Here is a 15,490-nt window from a genome sequence, read left to right on the forward strand (position 1 = left end):
GGCAGGGTGTAGAGCCAGTTGTTGTACTAGGTCCGCAACGATTCACGAATGGATGCATCGGTTCTCGGAATGATGTCGACGAGGTAGATCGGCTTGTCAGATCCGATGGTGTCCCTGATCTTCGAAATGATCGTCGCCACGTCCGCCTGGTACTGCGCCAGAGATCGATTATTGGCGTAGTCGTTCGACCCTGCAGCGATGAACGCCCCGTCGAACTTTCCGGCAGCAAGATCCGTTCGATTCCAACGATCCGCTGACGTCACCGCCCAATCACGTGCATACAGGTTCGACTGTGCAATGTTCTGCTACAGAAAACCGTTCGCCCTCGCCCAGCGTGCCGGGTAGCTGTCCTGGATCGAACACGGCCGACACGTGGTCGGATACGAGGTACCGACAACACCTGTCGCGCTTTCGGAGATGGAGTCACCGAGCCACAGGAATGCTTTCTTGCGTGAGGTCACCTTGTACTCGATCTGAGTACTCGATCTGAAAGTCGATCGGCGTCCCGCGGTAAGTGCTTCCTGCGCCCGCAACACCGCCGGTTGTCGCTGGATTCGTTGCGGCAGACCAGCCTGGGAACTGAAACACCTCGTTCGCGCCCGCCGCCATTTGTTGCGCTGAACTGGTGAAGCCCCACCCGAGCACATACTCTTTGGCCGGATCGAACTGCAAGGCTGGATCAGTGAACCACGGTGCGATGTAGAAACTTGTCGAGTTCGGGATCCTGCTGTGGGAGACGGCCGGCACGAGCGTCGTTGCAACACCGTCCTTGAAGTTGCCGGTGTGCTCCCCACTCCCTCCAGGCTGATGCTCGCCGAAATAATCCCCGCCCGACCAGATCTGCAGTACCGGCCGTGTCGTCGAACGATCGCCAGTTGCGCGCCTTGACGCGCCATTCATCGGTCTGCTCGTCGATGCCAATGACATGCCGGGGCCCGAGCTGCGTAATAGTCCCCGACGACGGTGTCGGGTAGGCCACGCAGCCACCCTGCCCGCCGTTGGTGCACGCGAGCGTTCGAGCGACCGGCGCGATTGATGGGCGGGCGAAGAGGAGCGGCATCAGGCGAGTCCTTCCAGGTCGGCGACGAGGCCCTTGCCGGGGGATGTTCCAACGCCGGTCACATACACAGTGAGTACGTCACCTTTTGCGAAAGCCCATGTTCCGATGGATGTTCCGCCCGTGACCTGATTGCCGGCACCGATCGTGGTCGATGTGCCGGACACTGCGGTGCCGTTCTTGCGGAGTTCGACGACGAGGTAGCTCGTTCTCACTTACTGAGAAATCACGAGTGCCGATTCACCGATGCCGCGATCGTAAATCGCGCGGAAAACCGAAATGCGTTACTTGCCAGCATTTTTCCCCGGACGACTTTGGGCAATCGTTTCCCATCCTCAACATTCACAAACCGGACAGTCTGTGCTAAATTTTACAGACCTTCACCCCCGTTTTACCCTCCGAGAGGTTCATCACGCATGTCTCAAGCCACCCGCCGCGCCGGAATCGTTGCCGCACTTGTCGGCTCCGCCGCATTGATTGCACCGGCTTTCGCGGGCGCAGCGCCCACTGGTTCACTCGGTTCCGCAGAGCCGGAAGCGGGCTTCACCTGCTCCACAACGTCTACCGAAACCACCGCGAACGGCTGGGGAATCCCGTTCACTGACGAGAAGGACCAGACCGCCTCCTACGCGGCCGATAATGTCTTCGACAAGGACGGCTCACTCAAACTCGAAGTCACCGACGTCAAGGACCGCTCCGTGTCCTACCACGCGGCTGGAAGCATCAAGCTCGCCGACGCGGCTGCCAAGGAAATCGGGTTCTCCGAGCGCGCCGTAACCACCAGCGCCGCGTTCCAGCTGCGTTTGACCGGCACCACGAACCCGAACGACAACGGTTTCACCACCCTGGTGTGGGTGCCGAGCCAGAACGGCGCACCCGTGACGGACGCTGCGGTCAAGCACGAGAACATCCAGGACGGACTCTGGTGGAGCACCCGCACCATCGGCGGTGCAGTCAAGGGCGAGCCCACCTCACTCGATGCCATCGTGGCAGCCAACCCCGGCGCGAAGGTCGAGCACTACGGTGTGAGCGTCGGCACCGGCTCGGCGGCCTCGAGCGTCTTCGTCGACGCGGTGAAGTTCAACGGCTGCACCACCAACTTCGCCAAGAAGGATCCGAAGCCCGAGACAGGCACCGGTTCGCTCGGTTCACTCGGCGACATCTTCGGCAGCTAGCAGCAACAGCCCTTCTGCAGATGACGAAAGCCCCCCAACCTCATTGCGAGGTTGAGGGGCTTTCGTCGTGAGTTTCTACGAGCCGAACGCAGGGAATTGGATGGATCCGAATCCCCCGCCCGGATTCGCAGGCGCCTGCGGGAGAGTGAACGGAAGCTCAACCAAGTTGTGAGTCTGGTTGTATCCGGCCGGGGTGGGTCCGTCACTGACGCAGTAGATTCCGGCGACATAGTTGCCATACGGAAGTCCTGCGATGGCATCCGTAATCTTCGCACTATTTTCGGAAGCCGGGTTAAGCGACTTCCACACGGGATCGGCCTCCAGATTCGGGTGCCCATAAATGAAGGTGGCGGCGAACCGTACCGGATTATGTTCGGCAAAGGCGCGTATCGCTTCAACATTTTTCGGCGTATGGACGGCCGAAGTGCAGTTCGCGAACTCCGGAGTCGTGTACTTCAGTGTGGCCGTCCTGTCGTTGACCGACAGCGAAACGTCAGTCGGTGTCGGTGTAATGATGTCGTCGGCGCTTGCCAGTCCCGGAAGAACCATCACGCTAGCTGCCGCCACAGCCCCGACAACCGCAGCCTTCTTGGCCAATCCCTTTGCGCGCATAGCTTTCCCTTCGACTTCTGCCACCTGTGGGCATGGGAGTGGCAGACGCTACCGGGAGAAAACCGGTCCGGGCAGTCATCCAAACAGATGACGTTGCACGAAACCTGCAGCTCAGACCATATTTGCGCTCCGGAAAGCGACGAAACCCTCGCATTCCCGCAATGAGGATCGGGGCGTCAGCCGTCCGGCCAGGTGACGGGAACGTACATGGCGGTTTTATCCGCAAGCGCGAGAATCCCTGCGAAACTGGGATGCCCACCGTCACATTTCATCCCGGGATCACCGTGCGCGCACCGTGCGTAGGGGCGAACCCGTCGGACACCCGGACGATGTCGGCGGTTCCGTGGGGCGGGGTGGAGAGCCAGTTGCCGGGGCACCACAAGATTTGCATCATGGATAGTCACGCTGTGTGGGCAAAGCGGTATCTGTGCAGACCGATCCGATTCGGACCGAAACCTAGCCCAATTGCGTGCCGTCCGCAGTAATCTGCCACGCATGAAGAAGGCACTTCCGAAGACCCTGAAGTCACTCGCCCGGACCGTTGGAATCCTGGCACTCGCGATCGTCGTTGTATCCGTCGTCGAGCGGTTCACCGGCGCACACCAACCGACTACCGGTCCCGCCTCGTTGACCGGACCCGACCAATCGTTGTAGCCCTTCCCTGCGACAAGGTCGTCTCACGAAGTTCTACGACGACGAGTCGGTAGGCAAGAGTCCACCAATGGCGGCTGAGTCGCATGCAACACGCTGCGCGGAGCGGCCGCGACTGTCACAGAATCTCTGGGCTCCGGATCCCAAGGCGTCACAGCAGCCGGGGCAGTCAAACCTTGCGGTCAGCCGTGGGTGTAGCACCATTGACACAAGCTGCGTCAGAATGGTTGCGCGAGAACTCGATTCGAAGGTCCGATTTCGCGAAGTGTCCAGAGAGCTGCGAAAAGTACCGGCTGTGGGACCTCGCGGCCACTCGGTGCGGTTGCTCGGATGTGGCGACTGAGCACCGATCGAGCCGGTCGCATCCACCGTCGGCAACTACGCAACCACCGTCACCATTTGACTCCGGGCATCGAAAGCGCTTGAAAAGTAAGCCAGTTCATCGTGCCGAGGCGCGCGAGAACGACCTGAACTTGCGAGGTCTCGAGATCTTCGAAGAAGCCTCCGACGTGGCATTTTCCGAGATCCACACACATCCCAGGCAGTGCCTCATCCGTGCGCACAAGAGCGTCGCCAAAAGTCGCTGCGGCGCGTGATCAGCTGGACTGACGTAACCGTACCGAAGGCTTTCTACGAAAAGCTGGGCGATTCTTCGTCTCGAAATGCCATGTCGGCCCCCGAAGCATTATCGACGGTTAGCTCAGGCCGGAATCCAATCTGCTAAGAAAAACGAATCTAATGTGACTCCTATCTCTGGATCCTTTCAGAACAGGGGTTTCGATGACCCGCGACTGAATTCACCCCCTAATTCACCCTCCTCCTATACGCAGAAAAATGATTTGCATTTATGTCGAGCGTGTGTGCACAGATAATTCGCTCCACACCTTGTCGTTCAGACAGCAAATAAGGGTCAGTGAACTGCATAAAGGCTCATTCGGTACAGCAGCGCCGACTCGGCTCGGCCGCTCACCGATTGTCGAAAAGGGCCAAGGCAGGCATTCAACTGATGGTCGAGATCGAATTGTGATGAACCAGCCAGTTAACTTGAAAGAAATCAACGGAAGATAGATATAGCCAGGTAAGCGCAGTTTTTCTTGCATGGACGCACGTCCATGGCGTGTCCAGCTATGCGATTTGCTCGTGTTAGATTCCTGATTGCGCATCGCCCGGTTTGCGCCTTCTGCGTTGTTTGCGCGGAATTTGCATCTTCTCGCGAAGGCCCCGCGCAAATTTCTTTACGTTGTGCCAAAGAAAGGAATTTCATGAAAACCGTCACGGCAGCGAAGCACGTAGCACGAAGACTCCCCCCTCGGAGCCATCGCACTGTTGCTTTTGCTATCCGGGATGGTGCTCATGCCAGAACTGCAATGAATCGCGCAGGAAAGATCCTCGGCCGCAGCCTTTAGTACCTCGTAGGTCGTCGCGTTAGGTAATACCGGCGGTCGATTTTTCTTGGAATTTCCTGGCCTACCCAGAGCCGGCCGTCGGTCTGCGCTGGCGCCAACCAGGTCCGATTACCAACTGTTCGGCTCCGCAATAGGTCGCCTGAGAATCACCAACGCTCGCATCCAGGCTCCAGAGCTGCTCAAAGGTCCCGTTTCGCTATTCGACGGCCCCGGAAACGGGGCCTAAATCATGTGTTCTGAACGAAAGGTGTTCGTCATGCGTAACCGTGTCTTCCCACGCCGTGCCGGGGAGGGGGTGGTGTCTCGGTGGGCAGCTTTGGGGATGATCGTTGCGGTCCTGGCGCTGGTCGTATCGTCGTTCTCTTTCGTCCAGGTTGCCTCAGCAGATGACGTCGGGACCTCGACCGTCACAGTTCCGACCTCAACAGTTCCGACCACAACGAAGCCGCCCGCAACTACGACGGAGGCGCCACTGAAAACGACGGCGCCGCCTACTTCCACGTCGGAGTCACCCACTTCTGCGAAACCGCCGATCACAACCACGGCGCACCCGTCTACGACTTCTGTGGCGGCGCAGCGACTGGCCGCACGCGGAGTCAATCCCGGCATCGATGTGAAAATCACCGACGTCCAGGTCGAGGGAAAGAACGACCAGCAGATTACGGTCGGGGACTCCGTCACTGTGCGGGGCACCTGGGACGCGTCAAGCGCGAGTCCGCAGCCGGGCGACCAGTTCACCATTGAATTCCCTGGCGAGCTGAAGCTTCAGTCCAACCCGACGATCGCGCTGGAGGGCGACGATGGGACGGTTTGGGGCACATGCGGTCTGGCTGCTTCCACCAATCTCATGACCTGCGTGCTCTCCGACGCTGTGGCGGATCGGCCGGACGAGGTGAAGGGCGATTTCTTCGTCTACACGAAGGCAGTCGAGTACACCACGTCAGAGACTGTGGATTTCACGATCAACAACAAGGTCACGCCGGTCGACCTGCCCGGCACGGGCGGCATCACCGACGGCCGCGTAATCGGCGAGTCGACGAAGTCCGGCAAACTCCAGGACAACAAGCAGTCAGTGCGGTGGACCATCGACATCCCCGGCGCCGATCTGGCCAAGTTGGACGCAGGCAACACCGGTTCGGTGACCCTGAGCGACGAGCTCTCCGACAACATGAAGGTGTGTGCAGGCAGCCTGCTCAACGCGAAGCTGTGGTCCGGTCGCCCGGGCGATCTCAAAGAGACCCCCGGCGGCGTCACCGTCACTCAACCCGACGCGGGTGATCAGGTCACCATCAACATCAACAACGGCGCGCCCTTCGAGGGCAACAAGCTCTACCGCATCGAGTACACCTCATGCACGACCAGCGGCGTGGTGGATCTCAAGGGGACTCAGTACACCAACTCCGTGACGATCGGTGACAACACGGTGGCTTCGGATGGCGTGGGACAGGACTATGCGCCGCAGACCGAGCCCTGGAAGGGTGGCTACCTCGACGGCGGTAAGCGCAATATGGAAGCCGTCTGGACGATTGTGGTTCCGGGCACCGACATTGCCGCCAACAACCACAAGATCGACATCACCGACACCTTCGGCGGCCCCCATGCGGTCTGTGCCTCGGGCGTGCAGGTAGTCATCGAGAAGTCTGACTACCTCCCAGGTCGGGAGAACGAACCCAACTACCGCACTCCTGCCGCAGGATTCACCATTGCTCCCATCGGCGCAGTAGCCGGCGCGAGTACCTTCACCGCGGCGATCACTGTGGATAACCCGGACACGTTCAACGAAGAGCAGTATTACTACCTCACGTACCGGACCTGCCTGACCACCACCGAGGTGCCAGACTCCGAGGACCATCTCACCAACTCGGCGGTCGTCAACAAGACGTCGATCACGGGAAAGACTGAGGGGCCTGGGTTCACGAGCGGCAAGAACGGCGCGATCAACACCACGTCGCAGACTGTCGGCGGCGTGGAGCAGCCGGCAGGCACCACCCTCAATTGGACCGTGGAAATCTCCGGACACGATCTCGAGGGCCTTACCGAACCGGCGGTCATCAACGACAGGTTCTCACCGAACATGACGGTGTGTGAAATCGGCGGCGATCTCAAGAGCAACCTCAATCTCAAGGTCGTCGCGCAAGACTTCTTCGACGGCAACAAGAAACGCGATATCACCGATGCCACCTCGGTGGCGCGCGCCGACGGCGGTTTCGATCTCACTCTCCCGCGTGACGCGGACGGTTACAGCCGTCAGACGAAGTACCTCGTCAGCTACACCCTGTGCACCAGCAGCGGCGGACTCGACCAGCGCGACACGGAATACGCCAACACCCTCACCTATGCCGGCAAGCAGACGCTGTCGCAGAGCGTCAAGCAGGAATGGGGCGGCGGCGGCACCGGTCAAGGTGTGTCACGGGGCTCGTTCTCGCTGCTGAAGGAGATCGCTCCCTTCTCCGAGAAATTCCCGCAAGACACCGAGTTCACCGTGAAAGTCGAGGAGTTCGCCCCCGGGCAAAACCCAGCGACCGACGCCCCGGTGAGCTCCTACGAGATCAAGGTGAAGGCTGACGGGACACCGGTCAGTGGGATCAACCCCCGCGGAACCGGCTGGCAGATCCGACTGTCCGAGATCAACCTCCCCACCGTTGACGGTGTGTATTTCGAGAGAGGGACGTTCCGCCCGTCAGAGGGTGTGACGCTCAACGGGGACCGCACCGAGGCGCTGGTGACCATCACACCGAAGAGCAATGTCGGTGTCACACTGCTCAACAAAGCGAGTCTGGGATCGGCGCGGATCACCAAGTCCGTCATCGGTGACGGAGCGCGCACGGGACTCGAGGCTTTCGTCGTCAACGCAGAGATCGCCTTTGGTGACGACGCCGCCGGCAACGAGTTGCGTCAATTCACTCTGAAGGACGGTCAGCACTACGACCTGGGCAAATTGCCCATCGGAGCGAAAGTCACCTTCACCGAGGTACAACCGATGAACACCGACCTCGTGACCTGGTCGGAGCCGGTGATCAACCCGAAAATGCTCACCATCGGCGCCGATGCGTCGGCGAACACGGTCTCCGTCACCAACGAGGCCACGATCACGCAAGGCACCTTCGAAGTGAGCAAGAAACTCACGGGCCCGAAGGCGTTCGACAAGGCCGTACCGGCGAGCTTCGACGTGATTGCCACCTGGCTCGATACGGACGACAAACCGCAGAGCAAGACACTGTCTCTTCCGTCCGACGGCACCGCGGTTCCGTTCGGCGAGAACCTGCCCGGCGGCACCGAAGTCACACTGACAGAGCTGGTTCCGGCAAACGGTGACGGTCTCGCCTATGGCGTGCCCGCATACTCCGGGAATGTCAGGATCAATCCGGACAACGCAGCCGTGGTGACCATCGGCAAGGATCTGCGCAAGATCGAGGTGTCGAACTTCGTCGACGTCAACGACGGCACTCTGCGCATCGCAAAGCAGGTCGGCGGTGAGGCCGCCGAGGCCATCGGCGACGACGTGGAGTTCACGGTCGAGGCGCGTTGGCGCGACGGTGTGGAGTACCGCACCCAGGTGCTGAGCGTCAAGCAGGGACAGACCACACCGCTCGGCGTCGACCTCCCCGTCGGCACCGAGGTGACCTTCACCGAGACCGGCCGTCCCGATGTCGACGGAGTCGAGTGGGGCACCATCTCCTGGGGAACCAGCCCGGAAGGCGAATCGTGGCTGCATTCGAACCTCGACGGCACCGCGACGGGCATAGTCTCCGACGACCCGACCGACGGTCGACTGATCACGCTGTCGAACGAGGCGCTGTGGAAATTCGGATCGGTCGAATTCACGAAGTTCATCCTCGACGCTGACGGCAACCCCGTCCGCGCCCCCGAGGCCGACCTGCCTGACAGCACGAAGTTCGAAGTCCGTATCGACGGAATCGATCCGGCGCTCCCCGCCGGAACCGATTTCCCGGCAGTGGGCCAGACCATCACCCTCGATGCCGGAAACGACTGGAGCTGGACGTCCGACGAGGTTGTGCCGCGGAACACCGTGATCACCTTCTCCGAGGTCGACCCCAAGCCCCTGGCCGGTATCGACTGGGCGCGGCCGTATTACTACGTGTCCGCGGATGCCGGTGACGCCGAATACCGCGACACCGTCAAGGCGGTAGCCGGTGAGAAGGCTGTGGTGGAGATCCACAACCGCCCGATCCCGACCACCGAGGTGGATATCGACAAGATCGTGACCGGCCCCAAGGGCAGCCAGGTGGCAAAGGACGGATCCACGATCTTCCAGGTCACGGCTACGTGGACGGACATCGACAATGAGGCGCGGTCTTGTGTTCTCGATGTCAGACCGGGCGCTTCGGTCACTCCGACCGCCCAGTGCGACGCAGCCGTCATCGACGGCCGGGTCCAGTTCCCGCTGAACACCGACATCACTTTTACAGAAACCGGTGCTCACACTGACGTCACCAACGTCAAGTGGGGTGAAGTGATCTGGGGCGTCAAGGAAGGCAAGGCGGACGTCTCGAATATCGACGGCCAACCGACCGCAACTTCCGTCAAGCTCACCGGCGAAGCAAACAAGTCGGTGGTCCTGGGACTCGAGAACAAAACCAGCAGCAATGGGCTGATCATCATCCCGATCCCGATCCCGCTGCCGCCGTGGGAAATCCCGACGTGGCCGGGCTCTGAGGTACCCGGAGGACCAGGCACCGACGTGTCGACTCCCGGCAACAACACTCCCGGCAATAACGGTGGTGGACACAACGGTGCTCCGGGCACGCCTGCTCCGGGAAATCCTGCTCAGGCCAAACCGGACCAGTCATCGTCCCTGCCGGTAACCGGCGCGAACGTCATCTGGCTCGCCGGTCTGGCGCTGGCGCTGATCGGCGGTGGCGCATGGCTCACCCTGCGTAACCGCAAGCGTGCACCCGGCCAGGAGTAACTCCCAACCAGGAATACCGAAACAGGGCGGGTGGCGACCTACGCCTGGTCGCCCCCGCCCTGTTTCACCGTCACGACGTATCTATCTCGCGGCCGCCCCCGCGGCCCACCCCTCGAAGGAGAAACACCATGTCATTCCTCCCGTTCCCGATCGTCATCGAAGGCATCGAGACCACTGGTTCTGCCGCGATCGACGGCCTCGGTCGCCTGTCCGTACTCCTTTACGATCTCCTCGGCGGTACCGGAAGCGCCACGATCAACGCGGGCAGCTAGTTCGATACGGCACCAATTCGACACATCGGCTAGCTCGGTAGATCTGTGAAGAGGAGACCCTGGTCCGTGAGCGATACCAAAGTTCCAGGGCGTCGGCGGCCGGGCGCAGGCCAGGTAATCGGCGAACTGCTCCTCACGGCCGGGGTCGTCGTCCTGCTGTTCGTCATCTATGAGGCGTTCTGGACCAATATCGTCTCAGGGCGGCTGCAGGACGAGCTCAACAACAGTCTGGAGGAATCCTGGGCCGAAGTCCCCGAAGCCTCAGGAGCGATCGACGGTCAGCCGGTGTCCCCGCTGATCCCTGTGCTCGGCGAGGGATTCGCGCGCGTGCATTTCCCCACACTCGGCGCCGCGTACGCAATCGTCGAGGGCACACGCAACGAGGACCTGCGGGCCGGCCCCGGCCACTACCCGGACTCGCAGATGCCCGGCGAAGCCGGAAACTTCGCGCTCGCCGGGCACCGCAATGGTTCCGGCGCAGTCTTCCAACACCTGGATCGACTCGATGCATGCGATGCCGTCGTCGTGGAGACCGAGTCCCAGTGGATGACGTACCGGTTACTCCCGCTCGACCAGGCCTCGCCCGAACGTCGCGCTGCGGCGAAAGCCTGCTTGAATCCCGAGCAAGCCGATCGGGTTTCCGAAGGCGACTACGCCCATCTCCTCGGGCGGCACATCACCGTGCCCGGGGATGTTGCGGTCGTCAACCCGCTGCCCGGAAGCCCTTGGGCCGAGCCCGACGCCACGCTGGAAAGTATGTTGACACTGACCACGTGCCATCCGCTCTACTCGAACAGCGAACGCTTGATCGTCCACGCGGTTCTCGTCGAAACAATCTCGAAGACTTCGGGCACCATGCCCGCGGCATTCCAGGAGCAATGAATGTACGGCTACCTCTGGGGCGCGCTCCCCGGCCCCCGACCAGTGAAGGCCCTGCTGGCGATCGTTCTCTTGGTCGCGGTGGTGCTGCTACTCATGGAAGTCGTATTTCCTTGGGTGTCAGAGCATATGCCCTACTCCGACGTGACCGTATAGAGCGCCCGTGCAGGGCGGCCGACACCGGCACAAGGCCCGGCTGAAGCCCGAAGGCGCTGTCCTACATCGGACTCGACGGACCTACGATGATTCTGGCGTGTCGATGCAAACCAGTTTCCGCGTGTGTCGGAACGGCTCGCCTAGTTGACGCTCGAGGCTCTCCGGAATGTTCGTTCGACGCCTGAGCGAGCACTGAGACCGGACTCCGCCGCTACAGAACCTTCGTGAAGATCTGCGCCGGCGCTGCCGTCTCGAGCTTGTCCAGCGCCTCAACCAACCTGACGAAGTGCTCGGTATGAGTGTGGGCGTCGAGGTGCTCCTGCGATTCCCATTCCTCCGCCAACACGAGCTCGCAGGGATTGTCGGTGCGCTGCAGTAACTCGTAATTGATGCAGCCGTCCTCTTTTCGGGTCTCGGTGACAAGTTCGTCATACAACCGAAGCACTTCCGCGAGATCGCCCTGCTCCACCGTTGTTGGCACCAACACCCTGATCACAAAGACTCTCCGATTCGACTGTCCTGCAATAGCCCGTCGGCTCGAAGTCTGCCGTAGACCTCCGACAGATCGACATTTCCGTTGTGACTCGAAGTTTGCGGACAGGCGCAATATCTACGAAACACCCCCGATACCGGAGGTTCGTAGGGTTTGCCGAAGTCGGGCTCGCAATCAGCAGCGCAGCCCTGGGCCCGGGCGAGGGGTAAGCACATGAGTGGAAATGCAGTTCGCTTGCAAGCGATCAAGGACGTCGAGGCCTACACACCTCCGGTGGTCAGTTTCACCACCGACGAGACACCCGGCGAGGTGTTCGGTGCCAACGTCTTCAACAAGGTGGTCATGCAGAAGCGACTGCCCAAGCTCGTCTACAAGTCGGTGATGGCGACGATCGAGCAAGGCAAACCGCTTGATCCCATGGTCGCCGATGCGGTCGCGTCGGCGATGAAGGACTGGGCGTTGGAGAAAGGCGCAACCCACTACGCCCACGTCTTCTATCCACTGACCGGGTTGACGGCCGAGAAGCACGACAGCTTCCTCGAGCCGGTCGGCGACGGCAGTGCACTGGCGGAGTTCGCCGGCAAGACCTTGATCCAAGGTGAACCCGACGCTTCGAGTTTCCCGAACGGCGGGCTGCGCAACACATTCGAGGCTCGCGGATACACCGGCTGGGATGTCACGAGCCCGGCCTACGTTCTCGAAAACCCCAACGGCAACACACTGTGTATCCCGACCGTGTTCGTTTCGATGACCGGCGAAGCGCTCGACCACAAGACTCCCCTGCTGCGTTCACAACAGGCAATGGGTTTCCACGCCGAACGAATCCTGAAGTTGTTCGGCCACGACGACCCCGAGCACATCGTGTCGTTCTGCGGTCCCGAGCAGGAGTACTTCCTGATCGATCGACACTTCTTCCTCGCCCGCCCCGACCTCCTCAACGCCGGCCGAACACTCTTCGGCGCAAAGCCGCCCAAGGGCCAGGAGTTCGACGACCACTACTTCGGGGCGATCCCGGAACGTGTGCTCGGATTCATGATGGACACCGAGCGGGAACTGTTCAAACTCGGCATCCCCGCCAAGACACGGCACAACGAGGTTGCGCCCGGCCAGTTCGAAATCGCCCCGATGTTCGAGCGAGGCAACATCGCCGCTGACCACCAGCAGTTGCTGATGACCACCTTCAAAACCATCGCCAAGAAGCACGGCATGGAATGTCTGTTCCACGAGAAGCCGTTCGACGGTGTCAACGGCTCCGGCAAGCACGTCAACTTCTCGCTGGGCAACTCCGAACTCGGCAGTTTGCTTGTCCCCGGCGACAATCCGCATGACAACGCCCAGTTCCTCGTATTCTGCGCCGCAGTCATCCGGGCCGTCCACAAATACGCCGGCCTCCTGCGCGCGTCGGTCGCATCGGCAACCAACGATCACCGTCTCGGTGCCAACGAGGCTCCCCCGGCAATCATCTCGATCTTCCTCGGCGATCAACTGGCCGACGTCTTCGAGCAGATCGCCAAGGGCGCGGCAACATCGTCGAAGGACAAGGGCACCATGATGATCGGAGCCGACACCCTTCCCGTCCTGCCGACCGATCCGGGCGACCGCAACCGCACGAGCCCATTTGCCTTCACCGGCAACCGTTTCGAGTTCCGCGCACCAGGATCGCTGCAAACAGTCAACGGCCCGATGGTCACCATCAACACGATCATGGCCGAGGCCTTGGACTACATGGCCACCGAACTGGAGGCCGCGGTCGCCGACGGCGCCGATTTCGACACCGCCGTCCAGAATCTGCTCACCGAGATCATCACCAACCACGGTGCGGTTGTCTTCAACGGCGACGGCTACTCGGAGAACTGGCAGATCGAGGCCGAGTCTCGCGGCCTGCCGAACCTTCGCACGACGTTGGACGCCCTTCCTGAACTGATCACCGAGTCCTCGATGGAACTCTTCGAGAAGTACAAGGTCTTCAACCACCGAGAGATGCACAGTCGCTACGAGGTCGGACTCGAACAGTACGCACTGAGCATCGGCGTCGAGGCACGCCTGGCCGCCGAAATCGGTACGACGCTGATCCTTCCGGCTGCAGTGCGCCACCAGACGGAAGTTGCGCAGAACTTCGTCGCACTGAAGTCCGCCGGCCTCGAACCGGATTCAGCTCCGCTCGAAGAAGTGTCGGCGCCCGTTGCGGCTCTGCGCACAGCGCTCGCGGCCCTGCGCGCAGCAATCGACACCGACGCCGGCGAGTCGCCATTCGATCAGGCCAAGCACGCACAGGACGCACTCCTGCCCGCCATGGCAGAGGTACGTGCAGCGGCCGACTTCCTCGAAACCATCGTCGCCGACGATCACTGGCCACTCCCGACGTATCAGGAAATGCTCTTCATTCTCTGAGCATCACCGAAATCAACGCTCACAAAACTGTGGCCCGCAACTCGATCGAGTTGCAGGCCACAGTTGTCGAATCTTGCTCGGGCTAGCGGTCTTCCGGCATCGTGACTTCGAGGACGCGAGCCTCACCGGTGGTCGCGGGGTCAGGACGATCGCGCGAATCCGATGACGCCATCTGGAGTCCGTTCAAATCGGTCCGCATGTAGATGACGTTGTAACGGTCCCACGTGGTCGCGACGAATTCGAGGAACTGTCCGCTCGCCCACGGGTGCATGAATCCGCCGTACAACGCGGGCAACGTGATTCCACTCAACAGGGTCTGCGTACCACTCCACGGGCCTTGCGGTTGGTCGGCCTGACGGATCACCAGGTTGCCCTCGGCACTGGTGTACATGGCAACGTACTTGTTCAGGTAGTCGTTCCACTGCACGGCAAGTTCACTGACCGGTGCCTTGATGACCTGAACGGCATCGGTATCTCGCGGACTCCAACCGGAGCCGTCCCAGTATTCGTAGGCGCCGAGGTTTCTGATGTCGGCGCCGGCCACTCGCGCCAGGACCGCCTTACCGAAACGACCTGAGGGAGTTCCGTATTCGTACAGGTAACCATCGCGTCCGTCGACGAAGGCACTCTGCTGGAAGTTGGAATTGATCGGTGATACCGCCGGAATCCCCGGGATACCGAGTCCTTCTGTGTTCGCGCGAACCGTCGCCGGATCGAGCTCCCAGTTCTCGCCGTTGTCCGTGGAGAAAGCCAGAGCCGAGTAGTTGGTGGTCCAGGCTCCGGGTTCGTCCCACGACCGAACGGACATGAATCTGATGTACTGCACACCACCGTAAGAGATTCCAGCGGTCGGGATGGTGGTGAACTCGCCCGGAATGCCGAATCCCGGAATGATCTCCTTGGAATGATTGGGGCCGTCCAAAGGAGAACTGTCGATCTTCATGCCGTCGGCGATGGCGGTGTCGTTGCTGCGGAACAACACGTTGCTGCGCCAGTCGTCACCCGGGGTGTCGCAGTCGCCAACCGTATCGCCGAATGCCATCAGAACGTCGTGATCCGGCCCCGAAAGACCGTTGTCCCACATGATTCCGAGGTCGGTTCCCGACACGTTGAACCGCTCGATCGTGTTGTTGGGACTGCCTGGGCCAGTGACCATTTCGATCGCTTTGGTGCGGCCGGTCAGCACCGGCAGAGCACCGTTGGGCGCGCCGGTGATCCAGGGCAACGCGTTGGCGAGGGAGCCGGTACCGGCGGAACCACTGCCAAGTGATCCGGTCAGCGAACCGAGCGAACCCGTCATCGATCCGGCGGAACCACTTCCTCCCGACCCACACGGTCCGCCGATCGCCGACGCAGACGGTGCTGCGGCAATCGTCGCGGCAATCGTGACGACGCCTATCGACAACATCGCCGACATGGAGTGTTTATTACGCACGTGCAGCCCCTCTGATCATTTCGACTCCCGTTC

General features: G+C 61.1%; 12 protein-coding genes. 6 read left to right on the forward strand and 6 right to left on the reverse strand.

Annotated features, from left to right (window positions below; translation table 11 throughout):
• Nucleotides 1-26 precede the first annotated feature (26 nt).
• Nucleotides 27-263: an SGNH/GDSL hydrolase family protein gene (locus R4P70_RS11355; RefSeq protein WP_317830829.1), complete on the reverse strand. Its 237-nt coding sequence runs from the start codon at nucleotides 261-263 to the stop codon at nucleotides 27-29.
• A gap of 796 nt (nucleotides 264-1,059) precedes the next feature.
• Complete coding sequence (locus R4P70_RS11360) at nucleotides 1,060-1,272, reverse strand: hypothetical protein (RefSeq protein ID WP_182262270.1); 213 nt, start codon at nucleotides 1,270-1,272, stop codon at nucleotides 1,060-1,062.
• Nucleotides 1,273-1,473: 201 nt separating this feature from the next.
• On the opposite strand from R4P70_RS11360, the gene R4P70_RS11365 reads away from it, so the two are divergent.
• Nucleotides 1,474-2,232: a hypothetical protein gene (locus R4P70_RS11365; RefSeq protein WP_182262271.1), complete on the forward strand. Its 759-nt coding sequence runs from the start codon at nucleotides 1,474-1,476 to the stop codon at nucleotides 2,230-2,232.
• A 75-nt stretch (nucleotides 2,233-2,307) separates the two neighbouring features.
• Here the strand turns inward: R4P70_RS11365 and R4P70_RS11370 are convergent, their stop codons facing one another.
• Both R4P70_RS11370 and R4P70_RS11375 read right to left on the reverse strand, forming a co-directional pair.
• Nucleotides 2,308-2,844: a hypothetical protein gene (locus R4P70_RS11370; RefSeq protein ID WP_182262272.1), complete on the reverse strand. Its 537-nt coding sequence runs from the start codon at nucleotides 2,842-2,844 to the stop codon at nucleotides 2,308-2,310.
• Nucleotides 2,845-3,112: 268 nt separating this feature from the next.
• Nucleotides 3,113-3,238, reverse strand: a complete 126-nt coding sequence (locus R4P70_RS11375; RefSeq protein ID WP_259349277.1) for a hypothetical protein — start codon at nucleotides 3,236-3,238, stop codon at nucleotides 3,113-3,115.
• Between the two features lie 101 nt (nucleotides 3,239-3,339).
• On the opposite strand from R4P70_RS11375, the gene R4P70_RS11380 reads away from it, so the two are divergent.
• From R4P70_RS11380 to R4P70_RS11395, 4 genes are all read left to right on the forward strand, one after another.
• Nucleotides 3,340-3,498: a hypothetical protein gene (locus tag R4P70_RS11380; RefSeq protein ID WP_003945304.1), complete on the forward strand. Its 159-nt coding sequence runs from the start codon at nucleotides 3,340-3,342 to the stop codon at nucleotides 3,496-3,498.
• A 1,725-nt stretch (nucleotides 3,499-5,223) separates the two neighbouring features.
• Complete coding sequence (locus R4P70_RS11385) at nucleotides 5,224-9,831, forward strand: DUF5979 domain-containing protein (protein WP_411742470.1); 4,608 nt, start codon at nucleotides 5,224-5,226, stop codon at nucleotides 9,829-9,831.
• Nucleotides 9,832-9,959: 128 nt separating this feature from the next.
• Complete coding sequence (locus R4P70_RS11390; RefSeq protein ID WP_003945342.1) at nucleotides 9,960-10,103, forward strand: hypothetical protein; 144 nt, start codon at nucleotides 9,960-9,962, stop codon at nucleotides 10,101-10,103.
• Between the two features lie 66 nt (nucleotides 10,104-10,169).
• Nucleotides 10,170-10,985 (forward strand): class E sortase, encoded by an 816-nt coding sequence (locus tag R4P70_RS11395; protein ID WP_020908249.1) that lies wholly within the window; start codon nucleotides 10,170-10,172, stop codon nucleotides 10,983-10,985.
• Nucleotides 10,986-11,349: 364 nt separating this feature from the next.
• Here the strand turns inward: R4P70_RS11395 and R4P70_RS11400 are convergent, their stop codons facing one another.
• Nucleotides 11,350-11,619, reverse strand: a complete 270-nt coding sequence (locus tag R4P70_RS11400; RefSeq protein WP_225989342.1) for a putative quinol monooxygenase — start codon at nucleotides 11,617-11,619, stop codon at nucleotides 11,350-11,352.
• Between the two features lie 225 nt (nucleotides 11,620-11,844).
• On the opposite strand from R4P70_RS11400, the gene R4P70_RS11405 reads away from it, so the two are divergent.
• Nucleotides 11,845-14,022 (forward strand): glutamine synthetase III, encoded by a 2,178-nt coding sequence (locus R4P70_RS11405; RefSeq protein ID WP_019749120.1) that lies wholly within the window; start codon nucleotides 11,845-11,847, stop codon nucleotides 14,020-14,022.
• A gap of 82 nt (nucleotides 14,023-14,104) precedes the next feature.
• Here R4P70_RS11405 and R4P70_RS11410 read toward each other — a convergent pair whose 3' ends face one another.
• Nucleotides 14,105-15,439, reverse strand: a complete 1,335-nt coding sequence (locus R4P70_RS11410) for a DUF4185 domain-containing protein (protein WP_317830952.1) — start codon at nucleotides 15,437-15,439, stop codon at nucleotides 14,105-14,107.
• Nucleotides 15,440-15,490 lie beyond the last annotated feature (51 nt).

Origin of the sequence: Rhodococcus sp. IEGM 1241 (assembly GCF_033142365.1) — a bacterium.
Classification (GTDB): Bacteria; Actinomycetota; Actinomycetes; order Mycobacteriales; family Mycobacteriaceae; genus Rhodococcus_F; species Rhodococcus_F erythropolis.